This is a genomic window from Acetobacter thailandicus (assembly GCF_011516655.1).
In the GTDB taxonomy this organism is placed as follows: domain Bacteria; phylum Pseudomonadota; class Alphaproteobacteria; order Acetobacterales; family Acetobacteraceae; genus Acetobacter; species Acetobacter thailandicus.
In genome coordinates this window covers 1-12,715 of the sequence record NZ_WOSV01000008.1, presented here as the reverse complement: position 1 = coordinate 12,715, position 12,715 = coordinate 1, and the positions used below count along the sequence as shown (strand labels likewise).

At 45.5% G+C, this 12,715-nt stretch carries 10 protein-coding genes and 1 tRNA gene; 5 read left to right on the top strand and 6 right to left on the bottom strand.

The genetic code is table 11. The features are described 5' to 3' along the window. Positions 1 to 21: 21 nt before the first annotated feature. The gene (locus tag GOB58_RS10255; protein WP_086555373.1) at positions 22 to 1,095 is read right to left on the bottom strand and encodes a quinone-dependent dihydroorotate dehydrogenase; all 1,074 of its coding nucleotides are present in this window, start codon (positions 1,093 to 1,095) and stop codon (positions 22 to 24) included. A 160-nt stretch (positions 1,096 to 1,255) separates the two neighbouring features. Here GOB58_RS10255 and GOB58_RS10250 point away from each other — a divergent pair, with 160 nt between their 5' ends. Further along, positions 1,256 to 1,855, top strand: a complete 600-nt coding sequence (locus GOB58_RS10250; RefSeq protein ID WP_086555372.1) for a hypothetical protein — start codon at positions 1,256 to 1,258, stop codon at positions 1,853 to 1,855. Here the strand turns inward: GOB58_RS10250 and GOB58_RS10245 are convergent. Further along, positions 1,852 to 3,060 (bottom strand): hypothetical protein, encoded by a 1,209-nt coding sequence (locus GOB58_RS10245; protein WP_173560138.1) that lies wholly within the window; start codon positions 3,058 to 3,060, stop codon positions 1,852 to 1,854. The genes GOB58_RS10250 and GOB58_RS10245 overlap by 4 nt on opposite strands. Positions 3,061 to 3,437: 377 nt before the next feature. Between GOB58_RS10245 and GOB58_RS10240 the strand changes: the two genes are divergently transcribed. Further along, the gene (locus tag GOB58_RS10240) at positions 3,438 to 4,946 is read left to right on the top strand and encodes an amino acid permease (RefSeq protein ID WP_143216393.1); all 1,509 of its coding nucleotides are present in this window, start codon (positions 3,438 to 3,440) and stop codon (positions 4,944 to 4,946) included. 262 nt (positions 4,947 to 5,208) lie between these two features. Here GOB58_RS10240 and GOB58_RS10235 read toward each other — a convergent pair whose 3' ends face one another. Then, positions 5,209 to 5,673, bottom strand: coding sequence for a hypothetical protein (locus GOB58_RS10235; RefSeq protein WP_143216392.1), 465 nt, complete (start codon positions 5,671 to 5,673; stop codon positions 5,209 to 5,211). Positions 5,674 to 6,022: 349 nt separating this feature from the next. Here GOB58_RS10235 and GOB58_RS10230 point away from each other — a divergent pair, with 349 nt between their 5' ends. Beyond that, complete coding sequence (locus GOB58_RS10230; protein ID WP_173560137.1) at positions 6,023 to 7,573, top strand: CgeB family protein; 1,551 nt, start codon at positions 6,023 to 6,025, stop codon at positions 7,571 to 7,573. Next, a complete protein-coding gene (locus tag GOB58_RS10225) occupies positions 7,570 to 8,403 on the top strand; it encodes a glycosyltransferase family 2 protein (RefSeq protein ID WP_173560136.1) in 834 nt (277 codons plus the stop codon). The genes GOB58_RS10230 and GOB58_RS10225 overlap by 4 nt, the downstream gene beginning before the upstream one ends. Positions 8,404 to 8,466: 63 nt before the next feature. Here the strand turns inward: GOB58_RS10225 and GOB58_RS10220 are convergent, their stop codons facing one another. Both GOB58_RS10220 and GOB58_RS10215 read right to left on the bottom strand, forming a co-directional pair. Next, the gene (locus tag GOB58_RS10220) at positions 8,467 to 11,232 is read right to left on the bottom strand and encodes a M16 family metallopeptidase (RefSeq protein WP_173560135.1); all 2,766 of its coding nucleotides are present in this window, start codon (positions 11,230 to 11,232) and stop codon (positions 8,467 to 8,469) included. An 84-nt stretch (positions 11,233 to 11,316) separates the two neighbouring features. After that, positions 11,317 to 11,973, bottom strand: a complete 657-nt coding sequence (locus tag GOB58_RS10215; protein WP_173560185.1) for a 2OG-Fe(II) oxygenase — start codon at positions 11,971 to 11,973, stop codon at positions 11,317 to 11,319. 204 nt (positions 11,974 to 12,177) lie between these two features. Here GOB58_RS10215 and GOB58_RS10210 point away from each other — a divergent pair, with 204 nt between their 5' ends. Further along, on the top strand, positions 12,178 to 12,537 hold the full coding sequence (locus tag GOB58_RS10210) for a hypothetical protein (RefSeq protein WP_173560134.1): 360 nt from the start codon (positions 12,178 to 12,180) through the stop codon (positions 12,535 to 12,537). A 79-nt stretch (positions 12,538 to 12,616) separates the two neighbouring features. On the opposite strand, the gene GOB58_RS10205 is transcribed toward GOB58_RS10210, so the two are convergent. Then, positions 12,617 to 12,693: transfer RNA gene (locus tag GOB58_RS10205), tRNA-Met, on the bottom strand. Positions 12,694 to 12,715: the final 22 nt, after the last annotated feature.

The following is a 12,715-nucleotide window of genomic DNA, read 5'->3' as shown; positions in this document are numbered from 1 at the left end:
TCCCGGACTGTTTCTGTGCCATCAGAGGTCCTGCCCCCGAATCTCCTCAAGCGACCTGATACCTTCAGCCTGCATAAGCTCCAGCATCTCTTTTTTCAGACGGCTGATCAGAGGTGGCCCTTCATACGCGAAAGCTGAATAAACCTGAACCAGATGCGCTCCAAGGCGAATACGCTGAAGAATGTCAGCGCCGCTCTCTATACCGCCACAGGCGATAAGTGTCATGCGCCCTGCGGAAACCTGAGCAACAAGGCGCAGCATATCCGTTGCACGTGAGCGCAAAGGACGGCCTGAAAGACCACCACTTTCGGCCTTAAACTCACTCTGCAACGATTCAGGACGCGCCAGCGTCGTGTTTGAAATAATAAACCCTCGGGCACCACCGGCAATAGCCGCTTCAACTACAGGAGCAATCGCATCATCCTCAAGGTCTGGCGCGAGCTTTACCAGCAGCGGCGGGCTGTCGGGGTGTCGCTCCATAATCGCATCAAGAATGCTTTTCAGGCGTGCCGCATCCTGCAGGCCGCGCAGGCCTGGTGTATTGGGAGAAGAAACATTAATGACAATATAATTAACATAAGCCTTCACCCGCCCGACAAGTGCCGGATAATCGCGTTCAGGGTCAGCTCCTGTCTTATTGATACCAAGATTTGCACCAGCTGGAACACCTGCACCACCTGCACGCCCGGACGACAGCGGACGATGAAGACGTGCAAGCCTTATAACAAAACGATCAATCCCCTGATTGTTAAACCCCATGCGATTAATCACGGCACGGTCTTCAGTGAGCCTGAACAGACGAGGCCGGGGGTTACCTGGCTGCGCTTTAGGCGTGACAGTTCCGGCCTCGACAAAGCCAAAGCCCATCTGAGCAAGAGGGCGCATCACCCTGGCATTTTTATCAAAACCTGCGGCAATACCGATCGGATTCGAAAAGCGATAACCTAAAGCATGCGTAGCCAGTGCCTGGTCATCCACCGGGCGTTTTACCGGCACGGACAGCCCGAGCGTAAGCGCATCGAGAGCAATGTCATGTGCGGTTTCAGGATCAAGCCTGCGCAGAAGAGGAAGGGAGAGATGTGTAAGGAATGACATAGCTCTATGTACTGCCTCAAGCCTGTGAACAAGAAAAGCAGAAAATACATTTCACAGCACTGGCGGCGTCAGTTTTATATTGCAATTAATAATCATTATCATCTAAGAAAGAGCAGACGCAGTTTTCAGAGGCTGAGGGACCGCCCTCAGAAAGAACGCCATGACACATTCAGCAGTTTATCTGACGGACCTGACCAGTAGTGAGCGCCTGACCGTATGGGCCATTCGCCGCCTGACCAGTCGCAGCACGACACCATGCAAACGACCTGCGACCCTTTTCCTTCCCTGCTTCCAGCAGGAGTTTCAGACCGTATCACAAGCCTTTCGCGATGCTCTGTCGGGCATGACAGCTCTTAAATTACCCGCTCTGGATATTCGCACTGACAATATACTGAGCCTCACTACCACAGAAAATAAACTCCTGCTGGCGACTGAGGCCACGCAAAACGAACGCGAACATGAAGCGCGCTCTCTGCTGCGCACGTTCTTACCATTCCCTTCAGTACTCGAGCGAATGATGTTTGCGCTGACAACCCTGAGTGCATGTCTGGCCGGGTCTGGATACTGGCTCTCTTCACGTGCTGTCCGACCTGCGCCGCTTAGTAATAAAGCACCCGTTGCAGCGGCCATTTCACAACTCAGAATAACCAGTGGAGCAGCACTCTCCCTCCGGCAACGCTGGCACAGGCCTGACACCTCGCCCGTTACGGTAAACTGGCCGGTCACTGACGAATTTCACCCGGCTATGGCCTCTCCCTAACGAATCAGAACAGCTTCTGCACCAGGGCGCACAGGAATAGTGACTCTGGTGCCAGGCGGTGCATGATCAAAATAGTGTGCGATGTCATAAAACTGACGATCAGCCTCAGGCATAAAACGCCAGTCGCGCGGAACACCAACACACATAATTAAAAACAGAAAAACGATAGCAAGATTTCTGGTCCAGCCCCGGGGGGCGGCCAGAGCCTGAGCCACCACCACACTGACCCAGAAAACAAGGGGTAAAAAAAGATAACGCATACCGGTGTCAGGCATTCTCATTCTGACCCATACCTGCTCGCCATGCGACAGAGGTAACGGATGCGAAAGACAAGCCCCCAGAATCAGCACCGTAAAGAAAAGCGCATAACGAAAAGAAGACCAGCGATATGCCGCATTAAGACACAACCAGGCAGCAGCAATAAAAAGAAGGCAAGGCAAAACCATATACCGCCATATGGCCAGCCCGTACCAGTGGGGCAAATGATGGCACCCCACTATAGTTGCCAGAATAATCTGCCCTGACATAAGACGCACAAAATTCATCGGCGTAGCCCCCAGAAGAGGTGGCACCCCTCTTTGAGACATATAAATACACACGGCCTGAATCAGAGCCCCTGCCCCCAGAATTATCACCCTCGTTATGCTGGCTTTTGAAGGCAGCCACCAGGCCCGTAACGCGGCAACAGGTGTAAGCAGAATACTAAAGGGACCACTAACGGCACTTACTCCCAGAAAAAAGATATCAAATATCCAGGATCTGCGGGTTTGCGGCGGTGATGACATAACAATGAGAAAAGATAATAGCCCCAGATGCCACTGACTGTTGGTCAGATTGCCATGCACCTCCCATGTATTAGGAAGCGCACACCATGCCAGAGCGAGGCAACTGCGAAGCAGCAGAGACGGACATATTACGGCACAGCGTGATGATACCAGGAACGCAGGCGGTAACACCTCAAAAAACAACGCGGCACAGGCAAATAAAGCCGGACCCCATGCCAGAGGAAAGAACACAGCAAGCAGGGCAACCAGGCGATCATCCGTTTGAAAATAGCCGGTATGAGGCAACCAGAGACTAGCCAGCCCTTTTGCCCGGGCCTCAGGCCACCAGAACATACCGTCTTCAGCCCAGAACTGTGCATCAGACAAAATTTCAGGCCAGCGCAAAAATGTTATCAGACCTGCCAGGATAATGACCGACAAGACAGTTTTTTTCTCTGATAAAGCCATTATTCCCCGGATAACTAAAAAATATAATAATATGACACACGCAGAGAATGCATGTTTTATGCGGATATTCTGCCCATGATATAAGCCTGAATGTATTTTTCAGATGCTTTAAAAAATTAAATGTTTCCATTATCGTTTAAACAAAGAAATGATTTTATATCCTTCATTTAGAATCATATACAAATAACAATGAGAGAATAACACCACAGGTGAACAGTTTCAGAAGATTTTAACGACATGAAAAACACATCTCCACTGCATCACTATCTGTATTTTTCTACTATTGGGCTTTAAAAGCCTCAGATTACAAATTCCTGTATCATCAGAAATCACAGCCTAAGGACAACCGGATGACAGCATCACCTCCTGACCTGAATGAGGCTACTCCTTCTTCAGGGAAACTGACCTCTGAAGGATATCACCGCGGACTGAATAAACGACAGATTCAGATGATCTCCATCGGGGGAGCCATTGGCAGTGGGCTTTTTCTTGGCGCTGGCGCCAGGCTGGAGGCCGTTGGTCCGGCACTGGCTCTTATTTATCTGGTGTGCGGTTTCTTTGCCTTTATGATGCTGCGCGCTATGGGCGAGCTGGTAATGTATCGCCCCACAAGCGGCAGTTTTGTCTCTTATGCACAGGAATTTCTGGGTCCTAAAGCCTCTTACGTCGCAGGGTCTATGGCTTTTCTTAACTGGGCCATGTCAGGTATTGGCGACATTACAGCCGTCGCACTTTATATGCGCTTCTGGGGGCCCATGCACAGTGTGCCACAATGGATCTTTGCTTTGCTGGCACTTGTGCTGATTACAAGCATGAACCTTGTGGGAGTGCGCTGGTTTGGCGAAATGGAGTTCTGGTTTTCTCTTATAAAAGTCAGTTCGCTCATTATTTTTCTGATTGTTGGCGCTGCTGTACTCGGGCTGCGTATCCCGGTAGAGCATCAGACAACCGGCCTGCATCTGATTACAGAAAATGGTGGTTTTTTCCCTCATGGAGTCATGCCAACCCTTGTACTCGTTCAGGGTGTTATTTTTGCCTATGCCGGTATTGAGCTGATTGGTACAGCAGCAGGTGAGTGTGAAGATGTAAAAACAATACTCCCCAAAGCAATTAACTCTGTTATGTGGCGCATCGCTTTATTTTATATTGGCACGATTACCCTGCTTGTGCTGCTTCTGCCCTGGAGCCGCTATAAAGCCGGTGTCAGCCCCTTTGTCACTTTTTTCTCGAGTCTGGGTGTTTCAGGTATTGGCAGTTTTATGAATGTTGTCGTCATGACAGCAGCTCTCTCCAGCCTCAACTCAGGTCTTTACTCAACAGGCCGCATCCTCAGAGCACTGGCTCTTGATGGCTCAGCACCACGTTACCTGACAAAAATGAATAAACGTGCCGTGCCTGCTGCTGCTATTTTTACAACTGTAGCGGTTTATATTGTCGGCGTTTTTATGAATTACCTTTTGCCGTCAGAAATCTTTGAAATAGTGATCAGTCTTTCCTCCATCGGCATTCTGGGCACATGGTGTTTTATTGTTTTGTCTCAGATCAAACTCAGACAGGCGATTAATGCTGGTAAAATTCCGCCAACATCATTCCCTATGCCTGGTGCACCCTTTACCTCATGGATCACTCTGGCATTTTTCATTGCTGTGTTACTTCTTATGGCGTTTAACTACCCTGAAGGCACCTTCAGTTTCTGCTCAATCCCCATAATTGCAGGCCTGCTTACCATCGGCTGGAAATTTTTCCGTAAAGTTCCACCTCACGAGGCTGTTCCTCAAACTGCCTATTCTATTAAACTCACAGAAGATCTTATTGATGCTCCTGAGGCAGAAAAATCTTCTTCAAATAAAAACCCATAATTATAAAAAAGAGCATTATCGATATGCGTTGATACTGCTCTGTCTATAAATAATATATCAAAAAATAGTCTGAATTATTATCAAAAAAATATCCCCCTACTGAATAGCAGAGGGATATCATCCGGCAACAAACTGACTGAAGTCATTTTCATACCTGCTTACTCTGTGTAGAATCAGATAAGCAGACTACAAAAAACCTTTGTATAAAAAGAGAATGTCCGGAAAGATATCCGGGCGAACACTCTTAGTTACAAAAAAAGGGTTAGCGTAACGCTCTTTTCTCGCGATAACCAAAGCAGACATAGTGCATAAACGGACCAAATGGAAATGCAGCAATATCAGGGTTAGCATTAACATAGCTTTCAGCATTAAATGCTGCATTAGGGCTACGCCCTTCGAGCATACCATGCTGAAGAAAATGCTCTACAGGCTCAATACCGGCATCTCTTACATCCGGATAAGCTGACAAATACCAGACGCTATCAAAATGGATAGCGCGTTCTGCTTCGCTTACATGACGCAAAGTTGTATCGTCATCATCAGAAAAATTAGTAAAGTAAACTTCTGACATAGAAGCAATATCTGATAAATCGGCTGTGCTCGAAATTTTATCGGGCACAAAATCTTTCCGCGCAGGCTTTTTAGCTGCAACGGTTGCTTTACGTTTAGCAGGCTGTTTAACCGCTTGCTTCGCAGGCTGTTTAACGCGGGCTTTACTGTTAATCACTTTCATTTTTCACCTGACTAAATGTAATGAGCAACTCTGCGCCTCCTTTAGGCTTTTTTTATGATATATGTCCAGATAATTTTAGTTATTCAAAACTTAATTATTATAAAAAAGTTATTTATTACTGGTTAATTAATTTAATAAATGTAATTTAATTAACTAATTTTAAATTTTTGTATTTTATATTAATAATATTTAATGAATGTAATGAAAAAGCAAGACTGATCCTGAAGTCCGAAGATCCTGACAAATACCCGATGCATATCTTTAATATGCCGATATTCTCTTAAAAAATGCTAAACTCCTGTCATTCTGATACGATGATATAAAACGATCAGCAGGAATACATATGACCACGCTAACACTTATGAACAAAAAGGATATTCAAACGATCCTTAGTTCTCAGTTATTTAATGCAGAATTTTATCTCACCAGCTACCCGGATGTTAAAAATTCCGGAATAGATCCAATTATTCATTACGTTCTCTTTGGGTGTCATGAAAATAAAAACCCTAATGACACCTTTAATACACAAACTTATAAAAATCTTTTTCAGAGCACTTTTGAAAAAGATGAAAACCCATTTGCACATTACCTGAGACACAATGAAAATCTTTATTTCTTTGAAAAAGGATTATTACAAAATAATTCTCACGAAGTTCTTTTAAACTGCCTGAATAAAATTAAAAAATATCCATATTTTAACCCTGAATATTATCAGGCTGCTAATCCCAATATAAAATTTGAAGGTATCTCAGCAACACGTCATGCTCTGTTATACGGCATTGGTGAAGGGCGCACCGTTCTCTCACCACGTCATATTGCGCAACATCTGGGCTGGGAATGTAAACAGCAACTGACTTACACACCCGCAAAACCATCGGGGAAAGCTGTTCTGCCAGAAAGTGTTGGTGTTTTTTACCACTCTGAAGGAAACATCTTTATTCAGGAACTAGCTGAAATACTTTGTAATTACATCAAAAGAAGCAAAATAAATGTGCAGTTAATGACTGAAAAAACGCCCGTTTCTGAACGGCCGGAACTATGCATTTTCTGCGCACCTCATGAATTCTTCTTTCTAAGAGGAAGCGAACACTGGAAAAATGAGGATATTCTTACGTCATCAATTATGTTCAATACTGAGCAGCCACATACACTCTGGTTCACCAGAGGACTGATTTACTGTCTGATGTCAGCTGGCGTTATTGATATCTGCCATCAGAATATGGCATCTTTTAAAAATACAGGGCTTAATGTTTTTCACTTCGACCCTCTGCCAGTTGTCAAAAAAACAACACTGACACAAACAGAAAAAAAACATCCTTTCTTCAGAGTATTGTCTGAAGAAACTAAGAATTCATCCTCGCCCTTATGCCCATTAGAAGAGCGGCCTCTTGATATCAGCTTTTTTGGAAACACCTCTGGTAACAGAGAACGTTTCTTCAGTCATAATACAGAATTTTTTACCGAATACTCCTGCTTTTTATACTACAGAAAAACAGATGGACCACTGACCCACTCTGATAAATACTCTGTTCCTGCAAATTTTCCACGCTACATCGCTGAACGCTCCAAGATCGCACTCAATATTCACCGCGATGATTTTGGTTTTTTTGAATGGCACCGCCTCGTCCAGCAGAATATGGCATCAGGAGCCGTTGTTGTTACCGAAGAATGCTTCCCTCATCCGCTTTATAAAAATGGTACACATTATCTGAGTGAATCTGCACGACACATTCCTAATCTGATCGAATGGCTGCTGAATACAGATGACGGCATGGCTGAAGCTGCACGTATACAAAAAAACTGCTTCAGAGTTTTTGCTAATAAATCTCTGGCTCTTTCCAAATTGAACGACATCAGAAGCTATCTTGCTTCTGTCTGGAGCACCGTACAATGATTTCTCCCAAACCATGGGACCCTGCTCCCAACCAGATTTTTTCCTTCTGCAAAGCAACACCTGTTCCTTCAGACCTGATCAGCATTTGCCTGACAAACTATAATTATGCCAACTTTATAAAAGAATGCCTCGAATCTCTGGCTGCACAGACACATGAGGCACTTGATCTGATTATTATAGATGATGCATCTGACGAAGCTGACACGCATGAGATTATTTTGTCATGGCTGACAGAACATAAAAAACGCTTTTACAAAATTACCTTTCTGGCTAACGCATTTAACCAGGGCCCTTCTTTTTCACGCAATCTGGCTTTTCAGCACGCTGCAGGAGAGAGTGTCTTTATTATTGATGCTGACAATACACTTTACCCCACCGCTCTTGAAAAGCTTTATGCGGCTCTGAACAATGGTCAGTTTCCTGCTGTCTATAGCCAGCTTGAAGAGTTTGGAGAGCGCCGCGGTATAGGACGGGCAGATATTTTTAACCCTGAACTGCTCAAAAAAAATAACTATGTTGATGTCATGGCCCTGATACGAAAAAACATATGGGCAGAGCTGGGTGGTTTTACTGACATTGATCGTGGCTGGGAAGATTATGATTTCTGGCTAAAATTTATCGACCACAACCTTGAACCTGGTTATCTGCCAGAAATTCTCTGCCGTTACCGTGTCCACAATAAATCAAGAACAGTCCGTGATGCCCTTAGCGCACACGATAATCTTGAACTGATTATGGAGCTACGCCACCCAACCCCACCGGATCAGAAGCTTTATATGCCGCCTAAACGTCATTCAGGTCCGACACTCAGGATTATCGAAGCTGACTAACTAAAAAAAGGCCGCATCATTCCTGATGTGGCCTTTTTTCAGATTATATAATCTGACGTTATTTTACCATGTTGGCTGAGGCCCTTTAACCACTTCTGCCATACCATCTACACGCAACCATTTCTTAAAAGCTTTCTGCACATCAGCAGCTGTAGCTTTATAATAAGCTCTGGCAGCGCGGTTACCTGTATCAAGCGGCAAACCAAGCTCTTCAAGGCTCAGATACTCATCAGCAATATCACTCAGACTGGCACGTTGCAGAGGAATACTGCGTAAAAGACTTGCTTTAGCTAAAGCCAGCTCTTCTGCTGTGACGGGATAAGTCTGCATATTCTGCAAACTCTTTAACGCCAGATTTGCAGCTTTGCCTACTTTATCCGGGTCTGAGCCATAATTTATACTGTAATTTGCTCTGGTTCTGCCCCATGAGAAGTGACTGCCAACCGAATAAACATAGCCAGTTTTAACACGTAACTCTTTATAAAGCAGTGAAGAAAAGCCACCATCACCAAGAACCTGATTGCCCAGAGACAGCATATAACGATCAGGGTTTCTGACCTGCAAACCAAGTGTCTGTGCCAGTATAACCTCATCCTGAAGATTACTTTTATCCGGCACAGTTGCACGTGATGACTTGTTCAGAGGGATAGCAGGCAAATCAAGATCAGGTCGCGGCCCGACATTTTTCCAGGCACCAAACTCTCTCTCAACTACTTCACGCGCTTTTTCGGGGGTAATATCCCCCGTAATAACAATAGTTGTCAGATCAGGGCGCCAGGCGTGCTGATAATAAGATAAAACATCCTCATGAGTAATACTCATGATACTTGCAGGCGTTGCTTCACGTAAGGTTGGGTCATCGTGTGGTACAAGGGCTTTTTTAATTGCCCTTGAAAAGAGATACCCCGGTGAAAGCAATACACCTGCCTGTGTCTGCGCGGTCTGAGCCTGAATAATACGAAAAGCTTTTTCAGGAAAAGCAGGATGCAGCTCATTTTCAGCCAGAAGAGCAACACCTTTCTCAAAATCACGGGTCTGCGTCTGAACATAAAAGCTACTGCCTGCGTCTTCCCATGCAGGCACATCATCCAGAGCTTTCTGAAAAGCAAGACGATCATGCTGCATCGTACCAAATGAGAAAAGTGCATTAGTCACAGCACTGATACCCTCTTTTCCCTTTGGCTGCTGCAGGCTTGGAGTGTGTTCAACCATACCGCTAAGCTGCACTGTGTGACTAACATGAGCCGGCCAGACAATAAGCTTCAGACCATTTGATAAAATTTTTACTGAAGGTGCGGGTTCATCTACCGGGGCCTCAAGTGCAGACAGTGCCTGTTCAGCCCAGTCTGGCAATTTTACGGGTTTATCCGGCGGTGAGGCAAAAGACTCTGCACCACCAAACCCTTTTTCCGAAACTGCCTTCCCCGAACTTTCAGGTGTCAGAATAGCAGCAACAGTGTGCGCGGAGTTCAGTAATGAGGCCGCAAGCTTATTGACCGCCTCAGGTGTAACATCCTGATAAGCCTTCACAGCTGCCCAGGGCGAATCCTGATCATTAAAAGTCAGAGCATCTGACCATATTCCCGCCAGCCCCTCGACCGAATTGGCAGCAAACTGCAACTGTGCAATTTCACGCTTCTTAGCGGCTTCAACAAGCTCCGCCGGTACTCCATTTTTCTGAATATTATTCAGAACATTGCGTAATTCAGCGAGAATTTTTGCAGAATCTCCTCCTTTAGGAAAAGCTGCAAGCGCTATACCAAAACCTCCATATTTTTTGGGAGAGTATTCAAAACCAGTTTCAAGTGCTTTACCCTGAGGCACCAGGTCATATAACGCTCCACGCTGGCTGCTCAGCACATCGGAAAGAATGTCTGCTGTAGCAAAATCCTGGGCTGTGCGCCCCGGCATCGGAAACGCCAGGGTAGCCAGACCAACAGGATAATCGGTGGGGAATGTTAAGGTCTGCGCCGAAGGCTGCTTTGGTGTAATTTTCTGTCGTTCTGGCAAAGTGCGCTTTTCAAGCGGACCGAAAATATCGCGGACCTGCTCAAGTGCCGTCACGGGATTTACATCACCGGCAATAATAAGAACGGCATTATTAGGAGCATACCACTGATCATAAAATTTACGCAGCAAAGCTGCATTAGTTTTATCAAACGAAGGCCGGGTACCCAAAGCATCGTGAGCATAAGGTGTGCCTGAGAACACCAGAGACTGAAGCTGTTCCATATAACGGTAAGCAGGGCTGGAAAGATCGCGGGACACTTCCTGCTCTATCGCACCGCGTTCTTTTTCCCAGTCTTTGTCACTCAGGGTCAGACCACGCATACGTAACGCTTCAATTCTGAGCAGAACCGGGAGATCACGTGCCGGTGCTGTATAAAAATAACGCGTAACATCTTCTGTAGTAAACGCGTTATATCCGCCACCCAGCTGTGTGCCTATTGCTGCAAGCTGGTCTTTATCAAGCCCTTTGCTACCTCGAAACATCATATGCTCAAGCGCATGTGCTGTACCAGGGAAACCTTCAGGAGCTTCAGCTGAACCAACCAGATAATTCACCTGCGTTGTAACAACAGGAGCAAGACGGTCAGGAATAATTACGACCTTTAGTCCGTTAGGCAATGTTGCACGAACAACCTGCGCACTATTAAGTGCCGGAGGAATTGGGGTCATTTCAATTTCTGGCACGGAGGAAACCTGTGCCTGAGATGCCACTGCCGTTGCATCAGTCTGAGCCTGGGCCGTTGATAACGCTGTCAGCGAACAAAGTGCAGCACCGGTCAAAAGATATAAAAAAGAGGGTGCTTTGTGCTTATTCTGCATTTTATTTATCTTAAATTGTCTGTCTGACAAAAAAGACCGGGCCATATAACATCTCTCCACTTATTTTATGACAGGCTATGCATGTTAGTTACTATGAGATTTTGAAAATCTTTTAGCAAATGCCGAAATTTTATGACGGCAAAGCTCAGCACGGGCGCGAAAATCTTTCGTCATATAATTAAGCTGAATTGTATAACGCTGCCCTACAAACTGCCTGTGCCCATGCCAGGCCGCAGCACTGTTAGGAAAAATAACCAGAGTACCATCCACCGGCATAATCTCCTGGCTGTAGTTTTCAATATCATGCGGACTGCGCAGCAGGCGAAGGCAACCATCCTGCTTTTCCCATTTCTCTCCTGCCGGGTTGAGATACAGCAGGATTGTCACTCTTTTGGTCAGCGAGTCAGTATGAATGCGACCATCCTTCTCACGTGTCCAGCCACGTAACGTCAGCATAGAAGGCGCATCTTCAAGATCAAGATTAAGCTTTTTTGCGATAATCTGCTTAAGTTTCTGCCCCTGCATCTGCTCAACAAGAGACGCTACAGGAGGCGATAAACGTAATGCCGAAGGTGGGAAAGACCCCCCTCCTGAAATTTCAGGCATGGCGTGAAACAGGCGTGCCAGATCTTCCTTACCAATAAAATGCGGCACCACAATATGAGGAAACGGGTCAGTATCAACTAACGCTTTCTCCAGCGCTGCATAGTCTGGTTCCACGCTGTTTGAAGATGCAGACATTATCATAGTTTTTCAACCTGCCATGAATTAAACATGAGCAGGGTAAAAGGAATAAAGAAATCAAACAAGCTCTGCACTATTTTTGCATGCTATATGCCATATGTTACAGGATGTAATTTTTCATCATATACAACTAAACTATCTGTTATCCTGATACTTCAGGAAATACTGATTAAATCAAATTATAAGGATTTTATTTTTCTTATGAAAATACAGCTTTTTTCTCTTATCGCAGCATGTTGCCTTATCACGCCAGTATCAGGCATGGCTGAAACAACCAATGATTTTTTACCTGAAGCAGGAGCAAAATCGCCCTATAGTCCTCAGGATATTCCTACCACTCTTAAGCCGATGTCAGACTCTCTTGATACATTACTCAACAAGGGCTTTCAGATTATAGCGACATCTGGTTATGCAAATTCGGGTATTTTATTCACTTTGTCTTTTCAGAAGCAGCATGTGTTGTGTGTCTTAACAACGCCGAACTCTCAGTCGGATCAGAATGTACCGACCTCACGTTGCTGGTCATTAAACGTTATTGCTGCTGCCTCATCGGGCAAATAGGCTGAGGGGATTGCGCTGGACGCGTTTATTGCTCCGGAGGTTTAAAACCGGAGCATTTTTTGCGCTGATTTATATGATTTGGTTGCGGGGGCAGGATTTGAACCTGCGGCCTTCAGGTTATGAGCCTGACGAGCTACCGGGCTGCTCCACCCCGCGGAGGTGAGGTAGTTTGGAAGAC